The organism is Burkholderia pyrrocinia (genome assembly GCF_022809715.1).
Classification (GTDB): Bacteria; Pseudomonadota; Gammaproteobacteria; order Burkholderiales; family Burkholderiaceae; genus Burkholderia; species Burkholderia pyrrocinia_C.
This window is the reverse complement of the sequence record NZ_CP094461.1, coordinates 23708-40772: the sequence shown is the minus strand read 5'-3', so window position 1 is coordinate 40772 and position 17065 is coordinate 23708. Positions and strand designations below refer to the sequence as shown.

Annotated in this window: 10 protein-coding genes, 2 tRNA genes and 3 rRNA genes; 11 read left to right on the top strand and 4 right to left on the bottom strand. The window is 62.6% G+C overall.

Annotated elements, in window-relative coordinates:
- Nucleotides 1-348 precede the first annotated feature (348 nt).
- The 6 genes from MRS60_RS30560 (at nucleotide 349) to MRS60_RS30535 (ending at nucleotide 7727) form a co-directional block, all read left to right on the top strand.
- Nucleotides 349-1128, top strand: coding sequence for a hypothetical protein (locus tag MRS60_RS30560; RefSeq protein ID WP_034182566.1), 780 nt, complete (start codon nucleotides 349-351; stop codon nucleotides 1126-1128).
- Nucleotides 1129-1513: 385 nt separating this feature from the next.
- Nucleotides 1514-1606: a CbrC family protein gene (locus MRS60_RS30555; protein ID WP_219845567.1), complete on the top strand. Its 93-nt coding sequence runs from the start codon at nucleotides 1514-1516 to the stop codon at nucleotides 1604-1606.
- A 54-nt stretch (nucleotides 1607-1660) separates the two neighbouring features.
- Nucleotides 1661-2911 (top strand): metallophosphoesterase family protein, encoded by a 1251-nt coding sequence (locus MRS60_RS30550; RefSeq protein WP_243567173.1) that lies wholly within the window; start codon nucleotides 1661-1663, stop codon nucleotides 2909-2911.
- A 3-nt stretch (nucleotides 2912-2914) separates the two neighbouring features.
- Nucleotides 2915-6385 (top strand): ATP-binding protein, encoded by a 3471-nt coding sequence (locus tag MRS60_RS30545; protein WP_243567172.1) that lies wholly within the window; start codon nucleotides 2915-2917, stop codon nucleotides 6383-6385.
- 121 nt (nucleotides 6386-6506) lie between these two features.
- Nucleotides 6507-7031, top strand: a complete 525-nt coding sequence (locus MRS60_RS30540) for an HD domain-containing protein (protein ID WP_034182569.1) — start codon at nucleotides 6507-6509, stop codon at nucleotides 7029-7031.
- 9 nt (nucleotides 7032-7040) lie between these two features.
- Complete coding sequence (locus MRS60_RS30535; RefSeq protein WP_243567170.1) at nucleotides 7041-7727, top strand: DUF429 domain-containing protein; 687 nt, start codon at nucleotides 7041-7043, stop codon at nucleotides 7725-7727.
- A gap of 188 nt (nucleotides 7728-7915) precedes the next feature.
- On the opposite strand, the gene MRS60_RS30530 is transcribed toward MRS60_RS30535, so the two are convergent.
- Nucleotides 7916-8386 (bottom strand): hypothetical protein, encoded by a 471-nt coding sequence (locus tag MRS60_RS30530; RefSeq protein ID WP_034182571.1) that lies wholly within the window; start codon nucleotides 8384-8386, stop codon nucleotides 7916-7918.
- Nucleotides 8387-9130: 744 nt separating this feature from the next.
- Between MRS60_RS30530 and MRS60_RS30525 the strand changes: the two genes are divergently transcribed.
- From MRS60_RS30525 to rrf, 5 genes are all read left to right on the top strand, one after another.
- Nucleotides 9131-10662, top strand: a 16S ribosomal RNA gene (locus tag MRS60_RS30525).
- Between the two features lie 61 nt (nucleotides 10663-10723).
- Nucleotides 10724-10799, top strand: a tRNA-Ile gene (locus MRS60_RS30520).
- 88 nt (nucleotides 10800-10887) lie between these two features.
- A tRNA-Ala gene (locus MRS60_RS30515) sits at nucleotides 10888-10963 on the top strand.
- Nucleotides 10964-11244: 281 nt separating this feature from the next.
- Nucleotides 11245-14123: ribosomal RNA gene (locus MRS60_RS30510) — 23S ribosomal RNA — on the top strand.
- 120 nt (nucleotides 14124-14243) lie between these two features.
- Nucleotides 14244-14356, top strand: a 5S ribosomal RNA gene (gene rrf, locus MRS60_RS30505).
- Together the 16S, 23S and 5S rRNA genes with 2 tRNA genes alongside form the textbook arrangement of a ribosomal RNA operon.
- A 203-nt stretch (nucleotides 14357-14559) precedes the next feature.
- On the opposite strand, the gene MRS60_RS30500 is transcribed toward rrf, so the two are convergent.
- The 3 genes from MRS60_RS30500 to MRS60_RS30490 form a co-directional block, all read right to left on the bottom strand.
- Nucleotides 14560-14931 carry a nuclear transport factor 2 family protein gene (locus MRS60_RS30500; RefSeq protein WP_034184963.1) on the bottom strand — a complete coding sequence of 124 codons (372 nt, stop codon included), beginning with the start codon at nucleotides 14929-14931 and terminating at the stop codon, nucleotides 14560-14562.
- Nucleotides 14932-15035: 104 nt separating this feature from the next.
- Nucleotides 15036-15635, bottom strand: coding sequence for a hypothetical protein (locus tag MRS60_RS30495; protein ID WP_243567169.1), 600 nt, complete (start codon nucleotides 15633-15635; stop codon nucleotides 15036-15038).
- Between the two features lie 390 nt (nucleotides 15636-16025).
- Nucleotides 16026-17030 carry an AraC family transcriptional regulator gene (locus MRS60_RS30490; protein ID WP_105393456.1) on the bottom strand — a complete coding sequence of 335 codons (1005 nt, stop codon included), beginning with the start codon at nucleotides 17028-17030 and terminating at the stop codon, nucleotides 16026-16028.
- Nucleotides 17031-17065 lie beyond the last annotated feature (35 nt).

Genomic DNA, 17065 nt, shown 5'->3' with positions numbered 1-17065 from the left:
CGCTTCGAAGCGGGCCGGGCCGTTTTTTTATCGGCGCACACAGCGCGCCGTTCGATGTTCGTCGCAATACAGTGATGCATCGGCGTTCGCCGCGAATCCGGCGGCGCGATGGGCACGTGCGCTACCGGATGCCCCGGGCACGAGCCCGCGACAGGCGACGCGCGCGGCCCCTGCCCATTGCCCGGCTGCCATGCTTAAATAGCGGGGCTCCCGGTTGCCGGGCTGCCGCGATGGCAGCGCCGACCGACGCGGGCAAGCATGTCCGATCGACATCGTGACGACAGACGACACCAAAACGCCGTTCCGGCCCGCCCGGCGCGGCCCGATAACATTCCGAGGCATCACGTCATGACCATCCTGTTCCGTCTTCTCGCGCTCGCCTGCGCGCTCTGGCTGGCCGCCTGCGCAGCGCCGCCCCCGCCGTCAGGCAGTATCGGCGCGTCTGCGGCTTCACCGCTGGTTCCGGACGCCAGCGAACGTCGCGGGCTCGGCACCGCGTGGGGCGAGTCGGTGCGATCCGAAACCCGCAATGTCGAATTCGAACGCGCGGATCCGGCGAAGCCGACGGATCTCGCGTCGGTCTACTACAACGACGCGCTGCCCGGACATCTGCCCGCATCCCAGGTGCGCCGGCTGCCGACCCGCGTCGCGCTCGCGAACGGCGACATCGCGCTGTCGTTTACGGACGAGAAGGGCGCGCCGCTGCGCCTCGCGCGCAACAACGGCCGCTGGCACATGGCGGGTGTCGAGGGTTCGCGCTACATGATCGTGCTGCGCAACCAGGGGCGCCGCACGTTCGAAGTCGTGTCGACGGTCGACGGGCTCGACGTGCTGTCAGGGCGGCCGGGCAGCTATACGAACGGCGGTTACGTGCTGTATCCGGGCCGCACGCTGACGATCGAGGGCTTCCGCAAGAGCCGCGACGAAGTCGCCGCGTTCCGCTTCGCGGCGGTACCTGACAGCTATGTCGCGAACTCGAAGTACGGCGATGCCGCGAACGTCGGCGTGATCGGCGTCGCGCTGTTCGCGCAGAAGGAGAACGACGAGGAAGCGCTGCGCCGCAACGCGAATCCGTTCCCTGGCAACGACAATGGCTTTGCGCCGCCGCCCGTGCCGCGCGGCGAGTGACGGCATGCAGCGGATCGCGCCGCGTTCGTCTCGACGAACGACGCACGCGGCGCGATCCGGAAACGGTATTACCCGGGTGGCACGCCTGCGCATACGACGAACTCCACGGCGTCACGCGCGATCCATGCGAATACGAAACCGCTGGACGATATCGGTTGCGTTGAAGACAGCGGTGCTGGCGCTGTCGGTTTCCAAACGCCGACGCCCGAATCGGTGCGTCCCGCCAGCGGCCATGCGATCGAATGGCCACGACGCACCGGCCGGCAACGACGTCCGGTGGAAATATCTCGCGCACGACGGCGGTAAGACAGTCGCGCCACGGCACAATGGCCGTTCGAATTGGCATCGCGTGCTTTCTCCACCATCCGGACCGACGGAGAACCCCATGTCGTTACCCGCTTTCAGGTACCATCCCGACCCGCTGGCAACCGGCAGCATGATCCGGTCGGATGCGCGCGGCTACCAGGATTGCGATTGACGGCCGGGCCTGCGCGAGCGGCGCCGCCCTTCGTCATGAAACAGAGGAATCTTCGTGAAGTTCATCCACGCGGCAGACATTCACCTTGACAGCCCGTTGCACGGCCTGAGCGCGTATCCCGACGCGCCGGCCGCGCAGTTGCGCAACGCGTCGCGCGAGGCGCTGCGGCAGCTCGTGGATCGTGCGATCGAAGAGGAAGTCGCGTTCCTCGTGATCGCAGGCGACCTGTACGACGGCGACTGGAAGGATCACAACACCGGCATCTTCTTCGGCCAGCAGATGGGGCGCCTGCGCAAGGCCGGCATCCGCGCGTTCGTCCTCGGCGGCAACCACGATGCCGAAAGCGAGATGACGAAGAAGCTGACGCTGCCCGACAACGTCACCGTGTTCGGCCACCGCAAGCCGGAAACCTTCCGGCTGCCGGAATTCGACGTCGCGCTGCACGGGCAGAGCTTCAAGGACAAGGCCGTCGTCGACAATCTCGCGATCGGCTATCCGGACCCGGTGCCCGGGCACTACAACATCGGCGTGCTGCACACAGCGCTCGAAGGTTATGCGGCGCACGCGAACTATGCGCCGTGCACGCTGGCCGAACTGCACGCGAAAGGCTACGACTACTGGGCGCTCGGCCACGTGCACGAATTCCAGCAATGGACGGGCCCGTCCACCGTCGTGTTTCCCGGCAACCTGCAGGGGCGCCACATCCGCGAGACGGGCCGGCGCGGCGCGGTGCTCGTGACGGTCGAGCAAGGCAAAACGCAGGTCGAGCGCCTGTATCTCGACGTGCTGCGCTGGGAAGCCGTGTCGGTCGATGCGTCCGATTGCCTGTCGGTTGCCGACCTGTCGAGAAAGATCGGCCAGTCGCTGGAGGCGCTGCTGACCGTCGACGGCCACGTGCCGCGCGCGGTGCGCGTGACGGTCACCGGGCGCACGCCCGCGCACGGGCTCTTTTTCGGCCGCGCGCCGCAGCTGCGTGCGGAGGTGCTGAACCAGATCGGCATCATCGGCAACGAGCGGCTGTGGCTGGAGAAGGTCCGGCTCGCGACGTCTGCCGCCGATCATCAGCAGGGTGAGAGCGAGCAGCTTGAAGCGCTGGAGGATTTGAAGCAGATCCTGGCCGAAGCCGCGCACGATCCGGATTTCCTCGCGCTGCTCGAACGCGACCTGAAGCCGTTCGTCGGCAAGGTCCGCAGCGACGTGAAGGAAGAAGTGCCGTTGTTGACGATGGCGCGCGCGGGCGAGCTCACGGCGCTGGTCGAGCAGGTCGGTCCCGCGCTGCTCGCGCGGCTGGCAAGGGGGGAGTAAGCGATGCGCATCAGCCAGCTCGATCTGATCAAGTACGGCAAGTTCACCGACGAAACACTGCGGTTCCCGTCGGCCGGCGAGGATTTTCATGTGATCGTGGGGCCGAACGAGGCCGGCAAGTCGACGATCCGCACGGCCGTGTCCGAGCTGTTGTTCGGGATGAAGCTGCAGACGCCGCTCGATTTCCTGCACAGCACGCCTGAACTGCGGATCGGCGGCGTGCTCGAGAACGGCACGGGCGAGTTCGCGTTTCATCGTGCGCGCGGACGCAGTCCGTTGCGCACGCCTGCCGACGACAAACTTCCCGACGACTATCTGGCCGCCATCCTCGACGGCGCGACGCGCGAATTCTTCGAGCAGATGTTCGGGCTCGATCACGGGCGGCTGGTCGACGGCGGCCGCAGCATTCTCGATGCATCCGACAAGCTCGGCCAGGTGCTGTTCGAATCGGCTGCCGGTGTCGGCAGTCTCGGGCCGGTGCGCGAGGAACTCGACGCGCGTTCGGTCGAACTTTGGGCGCCGCGCCGCAGCGGCAGCGCGTTTGCGCTGGCAGAAACATCGTTCAACGAAGCCGTGACCGAACTGAAGACGGTCCAGGTGCGCACGCGCGACTGGGTCGATCGCAAGGACGCGCGCGAAGCGGTCGAACAGCAGATCGAGCACGCGCGCACGGAGCAGCGCCGGCTCGAATCGCTGCGCTCGAAGCTCGAGCGCGTGCGGCGGCTGGCGCCGTACCTGAAGGAGTTGACGGTCAAGGATGCGGCGCTGGCAGAACTGGGCGCGGTCGTCGAGTTGCCGCCGACCGCGTATGCGGACCTGCTGAAGGCGCAGGGCGATCTCGCGGCCGAACAGAAGGTGCTCGAAGAACGGCGTGCCGACCTGCTTGCGAAACGGCAGGCGCGCGATGCGATCGATGCCGACGCCGATACGCTGGCGCTCGAAGCCGACATCGAAGCGCTCGATCGGCTGCGCGGCGCGTGCATGAATCACGCGCAGGATCTGTTGCTGCTCGGCGCCGACGTCGAGCGGCACCTGTCCGCCGCGTTTTCGGCCGCCGCGCAGCTCGACTGGCCGACGGACGAAGCGACGCTGCGCGCGTCGCTGCCGACGGCGCTGTCGCTGAAGACCGTCGCGAACCTGCTGCGCGACCACGGCGCGCTGCACCAGGCGCTGGCCGGCGCGCGCGAATCGCTCGACGAACGCACGCGCGAGCTCGAGCAGGTGCAGGAGCAACGGGCGCGCCTGTCGACCGCCGACGTGCCAGAGGCGCTGCGCGCGGCGCTCGCCGATGCGCAAGGCTTTCGCAACAGCGGCCAACGCGAACAGGCGCTCGAACATGAAATCGCTGCCGCCGAACGCACGCTGTCCGACGCGCTCGATGCGCTCGGCCGGTGGCGCATGCCGGTCGACACGCTGCGCGCGCTCGACGTGCCGTCGGCGGCACGGCTCGGCGCGCTGCTCAAGGAGGACAGCGAACGCGCCAGCGCGGCCGCTGCCGCGCGCGACGCGCGGGACGGTGCGCTCGAAGAGCTCGAGCGGCTCGAATTGCAGGAGAAGCATTTCGCGGAGAACCACAAGGTCGTCACGACCGCCGACGTGCTGGCGGCGCGCGCACGACGCGACGGCGCATGGGGCGACATCCGCAGCGGCGCCGTCGATCTGGCAACGGGCGCACCGGCGGTCGACGACGCGATTCGCCTCGCCGACGAACTCGTCGATGCACAGCTCGGCGCCACGCAGGCGGCGGCGACGCTGCAGTCGCTGCGTCAGCAGGTCGAATCCGCGCGTGCCGGTGTCGCGCGCAGGCAGGCTGTGTCGGACGAACGCGAGCGCGAGCTGGCCGCGCATCGCGACGCATGGGCCGAACTCGCGACGACGGCCGCGGTGCCGGGCATGCCGCTGGCGGCGATGGGCGACTGGCTCGCGAAGCGCGATTCGGTGTTCGCTGCGCAGGCCGATCTCGACCGTCAGCGCCGCGAATTCGACACGATTCGCGCGGCGCGCGCCGGTGCCGAAGCCGCGTTGCGTTCGGCGCTGCATACGGTGTCGCGAGGCAGCGAGACGGACGGACTGGCGGCACTCGTCGCCATCGCCGAGACGTTCGTGCAGTCGGCCGAGAAAGCGATCGCGCAGAAGGAAAGCCTCGACGACCGCGCGCGGGAAGCCGAACGCGGATGCGCAACGGCGCAGTCGCGAGTCGGCCATGCGCAAGCAGCCTACGATGCGTGGCACGCGCAATGGCGCGACGCGCTGGCCGACGCGAAACTTTCCGCGAGCGCGGTGACGCTGGCAGCGGCAGAAGGCGCGCTCGGGCTCGCGAATGCGGTGACGGCCGAACTGGCCGATGCGGATGCGCCGCGCAACCGCATCGCCGCGATCCGCGCCGAGCTGGCCGCGCTCGAGGCCGGCGCGCGGCGGCTTGCCGAAGCACTCGCGCCGGAATGGTTGGCGAGCGGCGACTGGCTGGACGTGGCACGCAGGCTGGCGATGCGTCTCGCGGCCGCGAAGGAAATCGCGCGCGCGATCGAGCGTGCCGACGAAGCCGTGCGGCAGGCCGACGGCAAGGTCACGGATGCGGCCGCGGCGGTGGCGGGCGCCGATGCGCGTATCCAGCCGCTGCTTCAATTGGCCGGCGTGGCGTCGATCGACGCGGCGCTGCCGCTGGCCGAACGCTCGGATCGACAGCGCCAGCTTCGGCAGGCGGTCGATGCCGCGCACGAGGCGCTGGTGCGCGACGGCGACGGGCTGTCCCGTTCGGCCGTCGAGGCGGAGGTCGCGGAACAGGACATCGCCGACGTGCCGGCGCGTCTGGAGGCGGTGAAGCAGTCGCTGAGCGATGTCGGCAAGCGGTTGAACGAGCTCGCGCAGCAGCAGGTCGTGGCCGACCAGGCGTTCGGCGCGATCGACGGTCAGGCGAACGCGGCCGTCGCCGAATCGAAGCGGCAGGAAGCGCTCGCGGCGATGGGCGACGCGGCCGAACAGTATCTGGAGGCGGCCACCGCAAGCCGCTTGCTGAAGTGGGCGACGGATCGCTATCGCGACCAGAAGCAGGGGCCGATGCTCAGGCGGGCGGGCGAGATCTTCGCCGGGCTCACGCTGGGCGAGTTCGCGAAGCTCACCGTCGATACCGAACGGACGCCGCCGGCGCTGTATGCACGGCGGATAAAGGGGGCGTCGGTCGAGGTCGCAGGGTTGAGCGAAGGAACGCGCGACCAGTTGTTCCTTGCGCTGCGAATCGCGGCGCTGGAGCTGCAGCTCGGCAGCAGGACCGCGCTGCCGTTCGTTGCCGACGACCTGTTCATCAACTTCGACGACGCGCGCGCGAAGGCCGGGCTCGACGCGCTGCGCGATCTGTCGACGCGAACCCAGGTGCTGTTCCTGACGCACCACGACCACCTGCTGCCGCTCGTGAAGGACGTGTTCGGCGCGCGGGTCAACGTGGTCGAGCTGCAGCGCGCGCCGGCCGGCGCGTGACGCGGGGCGCGCAGGGATGCCGGCACACGGGAAGGGTCATCGCGAGCAGGTAGTATGTGCGGTTCCGAAATGCACGCGGCCGGTTCTGCCGGTCGCGGGACTGGCCACACGAGGGGGGAACATGAAAAAGCTGGTAGCCGCGATCGCGTTCGCGGCGGACAAGCATCGCAATCAGCGGCGCAAGGACGAAGAAGCGTCGCCGTACATCAATCATCCGATCGCGCTTGCCGACGTGCTGGCCAACGAAGCCGGCGTCGAGGACGAACGCGTGATCGTCGCGGCCGTGCTGCACGACACGGTCGAGGATACGGAGACGACCGAGCAGGAGCTGCTGCGGCTGTTCGGCAAGGACGTGGCGGACATCGTAATGGAAGTCACGGACGACAAGTCGCTGCCGAAGGACGAGCGCAAGCGCCTGCAGGTCGAGCATGCGGCTACCATCAGCCGGCGCGCCAAGCTCGTGAAGCTGGCCGACAAGATCTGCAACCTGCGCGACATCGCGCGGCATCCGCCCGCGGACTGGCCGCTCGAGCGCAAGCAGGCGTACTTCGACTGGGCGAAGTCGGTCGTCGATCCGATGCGCGGCGTGCATCCCGGTCTCGAGGCCATTTTCGACGCCGCGTACGGCGCACGGCCCGCGGACTGAGGCGTCCGCATGCGATCGGCCCGATCCGTCGGATCCGCCGCACGGCAACCGGCTGCCGTGGCGGGTGTCGACGTCGGGGGCGACAGGAAGCTATGCGATCTCGTGATCCTGCGCGGGTCGACGGTCGTTTGCCGCGAACGGCGGATCGCGCCCGAGGCGTTGCCTGCGCTGTGCCTCGCCCATGACGTCATGGTCGTTGGCGTCGACGCGCCGAGCCTGTGGTGGGCGGGAAGCGGGCGCCGGGCGGCCGAGCAGGCGCTCGCGCGCGAACGGATCTCGTGCTTTCCGACGCCGTCGCGGGAGCAGGCGGTCGCGAGCACGTCTGGCTTCTTCGACTGGATGTTCATCGGAGAGCGTGTCTACCGCTCGCTCGCGGATGCCTATCCGTTGCTGACCGGCGCGCACTATGCGGGCGGGCGCGCGAGCTTCGAAACCTATCCGTACGCGATTACCTGCGCGCTGCTGGGCAAGGCGGTTGCATCGGCAAAGCAGAAGCGCAACCAGCGCCGGCAATTGCTGGAGCGACTGGGAATCGATGTGTCGACGCTGCTATCCGTCGATGCGCGAGACGCGACCCTGTGTGCGCTGACGGCGCAATACGTCATCGATGGAAGCGCGCATGCGTATGGCGATGCAGAGGGTGGATATATCCGTGTGCCGATCGTGAGCGAGACGATCGTGCTCGACTCGTTGTAGTTGCGACGCGCGCCCCCGGGCGGGCGCAGATCGCAGGATTGTCGTTGCGACAAGGTGAGCTTTTGCGGGAGGTGTGCGGCAGGCCTGACGACGAAGGTGTCAGGCAGCGATTGTCTGTCGGCACGCATCGGGATCGTGGGCACACACGACATGACGCCGGTGCGCCGCGCGGTCCCGAGCGGTACTGCTCAATCCTCGAGGATGGATTTCGGCACGCTGGACAGATCGCAGGCTTGCGCCTGTTCGAAGTAGCCTTCCGCATCGTCGATCATCACGACCGCGACGTCGATCAGTTCGTCGAGCCGCTGCAGCAGCGATTCACGCCACTCGATGTCTTCGTCGCGCTCGGGCGTCTTGTCCATCTGCTCGATGATCGAGTCGGCCGTCTGCAGGAAAGGAATCGCCTGCTGATAGTTTTCGATCGAAACCAGCGCCGCATTGCGTGCGCCGATGAGCCGTTCGCGATGCTCGTCCGCGAGTTCGGATTCGCCGCTGATCCGCGGCAATACATCCGAGATGCGTTGCAGAAGCGGCGGGGCCTGTTCTTCGAGCAGGATGGCGCGCTCGCGCAGCGCTGCATATTCGTCGCGAAGATCGGCGTCGCCGGGTTGAGTGGTGCTGTCCATCGTCGATGTGAGTGCGTGGTTCGGTCGCGGCATGATACTCGACTGCGTAAGGTCTCCTTGTCCGTTCCGCAGGAGGGTTGCGCAACCGATGAAGGCGCGAACGCGCGATATTGCAGCCGGTCGGTGCGACATCGTGTTCGGCGGCCCGGTGATTGGTGGGGATGTGAACCCGGAGCGCGCTTGGGAGCGTCATGCCGCTCGTCTCCTATTTATAGGAAGAAAGAGTGGCTTGTCCCGCATCTATAGCGGGCGGCTCGCGCTGTGATGCCCGGCCCGTCGAGCCCCAAGTCACCGTGCGCGATAGCGCACGGTGGCTTTTTCAAAATAATTTCACAAAGGGGCTTGCGCGAAGGGTGCGGGGTGCATAGAATCACGCCTCTTTCGCGCTAACGGAAACGCGGCGCGGGAGAGGGAAGCAATGCTGTTGTGGGGTTGGTGGTAGCGAGCCCGAGCAGCACACGAAGATGAACCCCGCAGTCGCAACGAAGCAGTTAAAAAGTTGTTGACGAGCTGCGAAACACGGTTCATAATTTCGCTTCTCTGCTGCTGAAAACGCAGCGCTGCTGAGAAACGCGAAGTTCCTCGCAGAAACGCTCTTTAAAAATTAACAGCCGATAAGTGTGGGCGCTTGATGGCAGCGAGCTGATCCTCGGATCAGAAAGCGAAAGTATCAAGAGTCTCACACTAAAGTAAGTCAGGTTTATGAAGCAATTCATATACCTGTCAGCTTTGAGTGAGCGACCGGTTCTTAACCGAACCGAAAACAGTAACAGGTTTAAACTGAAGAGTTTGATCCTGGCTCAGATTGAACGCTGGCGGCATGCCTTACACATGCAAGTCGAACGGCAGCACGGGTGCTTGCACCTGGTGGCGAGTGGCGAACGGGTGAGTAATACATCGGAACATGTCCTGTAGTGGGGGATAGCCCGGCGAAAGCCGGATTAATACCGCATACGATCTACGGATGAAAGCGGGGGACCTTCGGGCCTCGCGCTATAGGGTTGGCCGATGGCTGATTAGCTAGTTGGTGGGGTAAAGGCCTACCAAGGCGACGATCAGTAGCTGGTCTGAGAGGACGACCAGCCACACTGGGACTGAGACACGGCCCAGACTCCTACGGAGGCAGCAGTGGGGAATTTTGGACAATGGGCGAAAGCCTGATCCAGCAATGCCGCGTGTGTGAAGAAGGCCTTCGGGTTGTAAAGCACTTTTGTCCGGAAAGAAATCCTTGGTTCTAATATAGCCGGGGGATGACGGTACCGGAAGAATAAGCACCGGCTAACTACGTGCCAGCAGCCGCGGTAATACGTAGGGTGCGAGCGTTAATCGGAATTACTGGGCGTAAAGCGTGCGCAGGCGGTTTGCTAAGACCGATGTGAAATCCCCGGGCTCAACCTGGGAACTGCATTGGTGACTGGCAGGCTAGAGTATGGCAGAGGGGGGTAGAATTCCACGTGTAGCAGTGAAATGCGTAGAGATGTGGAGGAATACCGATGGCGAAGGCAGCCCCCTGGGCCAATACTGACGCTCATGCACGAAAGCGTGGGGAGCAAACAGGATTAGATACCCTGGTAGTCCACGCCCTAAACGATGTCAACTAGTTGTTGGGGATTCATTTCCTTAGTAACGTAGCTAACGCGTGAAGTTGACCGCCTGGGGAGTACGGTCGCAAGATTAAAACTCAAAGGAATTGACGGGGACCCGCACAAGCGGTGGATGATGTGGATTAATTCGATGCAACGCGAAAAACCTTACCTACCCTTGACATGGTCGGAATCCTGCTGAGAGGTGGGAGTGCTCGAAAGAGAACCGGCGCACAGGTGCTGCATGGCTGTCGTCAGCTCGTGTCGTGAGATGTTGGGTTAAGTCCCGCAACGAGCGCAACCCTTGTCCTTAGTTGCTACGCAAGAGCACTCTAAGGAGACTGCCGGTGACAAACCGGAGGAAGGTGGGGATGACGTCAAGTCCTCATGGCCCTTATGGGTAGGGCTTCACACGTCATACAATGGTCGGAACAGAGGGTTGCCAACCCGCGAGGGGGAGCTAATCCCAGAAAACCGATCGTAGTCCGGATTGCACTCTGCAACTCGAGTGCATGAAGCTGGAATCGCTAGTAATCGCGGATCAGCATGCCGCGGTGAATACGTTCCCGGGTCTTGTACACACCGCCCGTCACACCATGGGAGTGGGTTTTACCAGAAGTGGCTAGTCTAACCGCAAGGAGGACGGTCACCACGGTAGGATTCATGACTGGGGTGAAGTCGTAACAAGGTAGCCGTATCGGAAGGTGCGGCTGGATCACCTCCTTTCCAGAGCTTCTCGCAAAGTTGAGCGCTCACGCTTATCGGCTGTAAATTAAAGACAGACTCAGGGTCTGTAGCTCAGTCGGTTAGAGCACCGTCTTGATAAGGCGGGGTCGTTGGTTCGAATCCAACCAGACCCACCATTGTCTGACGTGTCGGTGATCGTTAGCGCTTTGGCGCTTACGAGTACCCCAAGCCGACCGGCTCACACCTGAGGTTCTCTGTACATATGGGGGCATAGCTCAGCTGGGAGAGCACCTGCTTTGCAAGCAGGGGGTCGTCGGTTCGATCCCGTCTGCCTCCACCAATCTTCAATGACAAGCGTTCGACGTAGTCGAACTTTGTCATTGGCGATTGAGCCAGTCAGAGTGATATGTAGTAGGTATCGGCTGTCGTTCTTTAACAATCTGGAAGAAGTAAGTAATTTGGATAGCGGAAGCGTCTTGAGATGGACGTGAAAGTTATCCGGGTTGTGATTGTATCGATGTATCTCAAGATGATTCGAACTCTATGTTTGACTCAATTGGAATACGGCACAACGCGAGAACTCAACCTGTAACGACTGTCGACGAGACAGACTCGTTATAGGGTCAAGCGAACAAGTGCATGTGGTGGATGCCTTGGCGATCACAGGCGATGAAGGACGCGGTAGCCTGCGAAAAGCCCCGGGGAGCTGGCAAACAAGCTTTGATCCGGGGATGTCCGAATGGGGAAACCCACTCCTTTTGGAGTATCCATGGCTGAATACATAGGCCATGAGAAGCGAACGCGGTGAACTGAAACATCTAAGTAACCGCAGGAAAAGAAATCAACCGAGATTCCCAAAGTAGTGGCGAGCGAAATGGGATGAGCCTTGCACTCTTTATTTGTATTGTTAGCCGAACGCTCTGGAAAGTGCGGCCATAGCAGGTGATAGCCCTGTAGGCGAAAACAGTATGAAAGAACTAGGTGTGCGACAAGTAGGGCGGGACACGTGAAATCCTGTCTGAAGATGGGGGGACCATCCTCCAAGGCTAAATACTCGTGATCGACCGATAGTGAACCAGTACCGTGAGGGAAAGGCGAAAAGAACCCCGGGAGGGGAGTGAAATAGATCCTGAAACCGCATGCATACAAACAGTCGGAGCCTCGTAAGGGGTGACGGCGTACCTTTTGTATAATGGGTCAGCGACTTACGTTCAGTAGCAAGCTTAACCGTATAGGGCAGGCGTAGCGAAAGCGAGTCCGAATAGGGCGTTCAGTTGCTGGGCGTAGACCCGAAACCAAGTGATCTATCCATGGCCAGGATGAAGGTGCGGTAACACGTACTGGAGGTCCGAACCCACTAACGTTGAAAAGTTAGGGGATGAGCTGTGGATAGGGGTGAAAGGCTAAACAAACTTGGAAATAGCTGGTTCTCTCCGAAAACTATTTAGGTAGTGCCTCGTGTCTCACCTTCGGGGTAGAGCACTGTCATGGTTGGGGGGTCTATTGCAGATTACCCCGCCATAGCAAACTCCGAATACCGAAGAGTGCAATCACGGGAGACAGACATCGGGTGCTAACGTCCGGTGTCAAGAGGGAAACAACCCAGACCGCCAGCTAAGGTCCCCAAATATAGCTAAGTGGGAAACGAAGTGGGAAGGCTAAAACAGTCAGGAGGTTGGCTTAGAAGCAGCCACCCTTTAAAGAAAGCGTAATAGCTCACTGATCGAGTCGTCCTGCGCGGAAGATGTAACGGGGCTAAGCTATATACCGAAGCTGCGGATGCGTGCTTTGCACGCATGGTAGGAGAGCGTTCCGTAAGCCTGCGAAGGTGCGTTGAAAAGCGTGCTGGAGGTATCGGAAGTGCGAATGCTGACATGAGTAGCGATAAAGGGGGTGAAAGGCCCCCTCGCCGTAAGCCCAAGGTTTCCTACGCAACGTTCATCGGCGTAGGGTGAGTCGGCCCCTAAGGCGAGGCAGAAATGCGTAGCTGATGGGAAGCAGGTCAATATTCCTGCACCATTGTTAGATGCGATGGGGGGACGGATCGCGGAAGGTTGTCCGGGTGTTGGAAGTCCCGGTCGCTGCATTGGAGAAGGCGCTTAGGCAAATCCGGGCGCGCAATTCAAGGGTGTGGCGCGAGCTCCTTAGGGAGCGAAGCAATTGGAAGTGGTTCCAAGAAAAGCCTCTAAGCTTCAGTCTAACGATGACCGTACCGCAAACCGACACAGGTGGGCGAGATGAGTATTCTAAGGCGCTTGAGAGAACTCGGGAGAAGGAACTCGGCAAATTGGTACCGTAACTTCGGGATAAGGTACGCCCTTGTAGCTTGACTGGCCTGCGCCAGGAGGGTGAAGGGGTTGCAATAAACTGGTGGCTGCGACTGTTTAATAAAAACACAGCACTCTGCAAACACGAAAGTGGACGTATAGGGTGTGACGCCTGCCCGGTGCCGGAAGATTAAATGATGGGGTGCAAGCTCTTGATTGAAGTCCCGGTAAACGGCGGCCGTAACTATAACGGTCCTAAGGTAGCGAAATTCCTTGTCGGGTAAGTTCCGACCTGCACGAATGGCGTAACGATGGCCACACTGTCTCCTCCCGAGACTCAGCGAAGTTGAAGTGTTTGTGATGATGCAATCTACCCGCGGCTAGACGGAAAGACCCCATGAACCTTTACTGTAGCTTTGCATTGGACTTTGAACCGATCTGTGTAGGATAGGTGGGAGGCTATGAAACCGGAACGCTAGTTTCGGTGGAGCCGTCCTTGAAATACCACCGGTTTGTTTGAGGTTCTAACCTTGGCCCGTGATCCGGGTCGGGGACAGTGCATGGTAGGCAGTTTGACTGGGGCGGTCTCCTCCCAAAGCGTAACGGAGGAGTACGAAGGTACGCTAGGTACGGTCGGAAATCGTGCTGATAGTGCAATGGCATAAGCGTGCTTAACTGCGAGACCGACAAGTCGAGCAGGTGCGAAAGCAGGTCATAGTGATCCGGTGGTTCTGTATGGAAGGGCCATCGCTCAACGGATAAAAGGTACTCTGGGGATAACAGGCTGATACCGCCCAAGAGTTCATATCGACGGCGGTGTTTGGCACCTCGATGTCGGCTCATCTCATCCTGGGGCTGTAGCCGGTCCCAAGGGTATGGCTGTTCGCCATTTAAAGAGGTACGTGAGCTGGGTTTAAAACGTCGTGAGACAGTTTGGTCCCTATCTGCCGTGGGCGTTGGATATTTGAAGGGGGCTGCTCCTAGTACGAGAGGACCGGAGTGGACGAACCTCTGGTGTACCGGTTGTCACGCCAGTGGCATCGCCGGGTAGCTATGTTCGGAAGAGATAACCGCTGAAAGCATCTAAGCGGGAAACTCGCCTTAAGATGAGATATCCCTGGGGACTAGATCCCCTTGAAGGGTCGTTCGAGACCAGGACGTTGATAGGTCAGGTGTGTAAGCGCAGTAATGCGTTCAGCTAACTGATACTAATTGCCCGTAAGGCTTGATCCTATAACAAGTCTGTTTTACAGACAGCGGTTGAATGACCGCGATGTGCTGATACGCACAACCCCAAAATTACTGCTTCTTCCCGATTGGTCGCGTTGCGAAGCAGCGCGACAACCCTCTTTGCCTGATGACCATAGCGAGTCGGTCCCACCCCTTCCCATCCCGAACAGGACCGTGAAACGACTCTACGCCGATGATAGTGCGGATTCCCGTGTGAAAGTAGGTAATCGTCAGGCTCCCTAAGCCAAGAACCCCCGCCCGTAAAGGCGGGGGTTTTTGCATTTCAGCGGCGGAAATGCGGGGGCGGTCGGGCAATGGATTGCATGCTCCGTCATCGCATCAACGGCAATCCTGCTCACGACCGTCGGTCTCGGTCACTTCGGTTCTCTCGAGCGCGATACGGTGAGCTATTTCGCCTCCCTCTCCCATCTGGCGATGGTTACATGATTTGCGACGCATGCCCGGCGACGACGCGCCAGCCGGCGCCCGATCGACGCCACAGGCGCGTATAGGCAAATGTGCCGTCGAACGCAGCGCCGTCAAAACGGCCGGCAAGTGTCGCCTTCGTCGTGGTCAGGATCATCTCGCCGATCTCGCATGCCCGCGTTTCGAGGAAATCGAGTCTGTCGAGACGTAGCAGCTTCGCGCGATGCGTGGACAGATCGTCCTCCTTCGAGATGACCTGGCCGGTCGGAACGGTGAACACCAGATCGTCGTCCAGCAACGCATCGAGCGCGTCGACATCGTTGGCCAGCATCGCAGCCCGAAGCGCGGCTTCGTAGGGTTCGACGATTGTACGGATTGCATCCATATCGGGACTTCTCACCATTTCTGAAGGTGTTTGTGGTTCCGCTCATCGGCGGTGACCTGTTGCAGCACGCAACGCGTTCCAAACACTGCGGCGACGGCAAGAGCCTACCGCGCGTTCGACAGCGATTGACGTCGAACCAGCATGATCAGGCAGATGCCGATCGACGCGATGATGTTGACGGCCGGATAGAACGCGACCGCAATACTCCACGTGCTCAGTGCCAGCAACGCCAGCGCGTACTTGAGCACGCACAGCGCGAAATACGCGAGGCTCTCGCTCCACGGATCGCGGATCGTCTTGCGGACGGTCGGGCCGAGACCGGCAAGCTCGATCAGCGTGACCAGGCAGATCGAGACCGTCGGATCGTCGGTTAGCATCCAGAGCGGAATGGCCGAAAGGGCTGCGCACAGGAAAAACCAGTCGATGCCGGTCCAGCCGCGTTCGCCGCGAAAAATGCTGGCGACCAACGTCAGGAAGCACGTGACGGCAATCGCCGCCGTGCACCACGCGGAGGGCCCCGCACCCGCGACGAACTGGCCGGCGGCCGCGATCGCCGTGACGACCGACCACACGAGCCACGTGAACAGATGCGGACGAACGGTGCGCCGGTAGATCGCGAGCGCGTACGGAATCGCTGCCAGCAAAGACACGGCAGTTCCGATAACGCCAAAGAACGATGCGGCACCCTGATCGACACTCACCATCGACGCAATCTTGTTCGCGCGGGCTGACCAGTATGTGGCCGGAAGGACCGGGGCGCAATGTCGCGCCGGGCAGCGCCGCGGGCAGTTGCGCGGTGCATCGCACCGGAATGCCGATGCCGGCGACCGATGCGGTCAAACGCAAACGAACCCAAACAAACCCAAACAAACCCAAACAAACGGCACAGGGATCGTGAAGCAGCTGGAGCACCCACTGCATGACGGCCGAATGAATAGAAATAACCTAGCATCGGCACGGGGGCGGTGGTGGTTTGTCGGTCGTTTGCCGTCGCGTATCGGTCGCGGATGGCAGCAAGAGGTTCGCATCGTATCAGCGTGGTGTGGCGGGATATCCGTATCCGCTACGTACGACCCGCCTCCTCGGCGTGCGATTCAAGGTTCCGGATTCGCCGCATGCACGTCGCGCCGGAACGCGCCGGGGCTCGTGCCCGTCCATTTGCGGAATGCGCGATGAAATGCGCTCGGCTCGGTGAAGCCGAGCTCGGCCGCGATCTCCGCGACGCTGAGCGCGTGCCCGCGCAGCAGCGACTGGGCCAGCGCGCCGCGCAACTCGTCCTTGATCGCAGCGAAGCTTTGCCCTTCGCTGCGCAAACGCCGCCGCAGCGTCGCGGGCGTCGTGCCGAGGCGCACAGCCAGCGAATCGAAGTCGGGCCACTCGGCGGCGGGCAGCGCCTTCAGGTGCGCGCGCGTCTTCGCAACCCAGCCCGTGTCGTGCCGGTAGCGGACCAGCAGGTTGCCGGGCGCTCCGCGCAGGAAAGTCTTCAGCGCCTGCGCGGAGCGGATCGTCGGCAGTGCGAGATAGGCGGCGTTGAACGCGAGCCGGCTGTCGGGGCGGTCGAAATGCACGGGCACGCCGAAGAACTGCTGATAGTCGCTGCGCTGGTCGGGGCTCGGGCACGCGAAATCGATGCGCTGCAGCGGGATGCGCCGGCCGGTCAGCCAGCACGCGACGCCGAGCAGGATCAGCCAGAACGTCCGGTACGCGAATGCCGGATACGGCGCGCCCGATTGCGTCAGCACGATCTGCGCCTGCCCGTCGGCCACGACGAGCTCGCCGTGCGGCTCGTCGAGCACCACGCGCAGGAACTGCAGCGCCCGCCGCAGCGCCTTGTCGAGCGTGCCGGCGTGCAGCACCGCGTGGCACAGCAGCTTGAAGCTGCCTTGCCGCATCGGGCGCGCGGCGAGCCCGAAGAATTCGTCGTCGATCGTGCCGGCGATCGCGAGCCACAGGCGGCCGTATTGTTGCGGCGTGACGGGCTCGCACACGATGGCCGGCAGGCCCGCGGCGCGCAGCACGGGCGCCGTCGCGATGCGTTGCCGGCGCAGGCACGCGAGCGCGTCGTCGACGAAATCCGGCGAAATCATCTGCGGCCCCATTTTCCTGTGTCCTCCCGACATGGCAAAAGCGATCA

Excerpts from the sequence above, each read along its gene's own strand:
- MRS60_RS30545 (WP_243567172.1), top strand. The coding sequence starts at position 2,915 with ATGCGCATCAGCCAGCTCGATCTGATCAAGTACGGCAAGTTCACCGAC.
- MRS60_RS30540 (WP_034182569.1), top strand. The coding sequence starts at position 6,507 with ATGAAAAAGCTGGTAGCCGCGATCGCGTTCGCGGCGGACAAGCATCGC.
- MRS60_RS30555 (WP_219845567.1), top strand. The coding sequence starts at position 1,514 with ATGTCGTTACCCGCTTTCAGGTACCATCCCGACCCGCTGGCAACCGGC.
- MRS60_RS30495 (WP_243567169.1), bottom strand. The coding sequence starts at position 15,635 with ATGGTGAGTGTCGATCAGGGTGCCGCATCGTTCTTTGGCGTTATCGGA.
- MRS60_RS30530 (WP_034182571.1), bottom strand. The coding sequence starts at position 8,386 with ATGCCGCGACCGAACCACGCACTCACATCGACGATGGACAGCACCACT.
- MRS60_RS30500 (WP_034184963.1), bottom strand. The coding sequence starts at position 14,931 with ATGGATGCAATCCGTACAATCGTCGAACCCTACGAAGCCGCGCTTCGG.
- MRS60_RS30535 (WP_243567170.1), top strand. The coding sequence starts at position 7,041 with ATGCGATCGGCCCGATCCGTCGGATCCGCCGCACGGCAACCGGCTGCC.
- MRS60_RS30560 (WP_034182566.1), top strand. The coding sequence starts at position 349 with ATGACCATCCTGTTCCGTCTTCTCGCGCTCGCCTGCGCGCTCTGGCTG.
- MRS60_RS30490 (WP_105393456.1), bottom strand. The coding sequence starts at position 17,030 with ATGGGGCCGCAGATGATTTCGCCGGATTTCGTCGACGACGCGCTCGCG.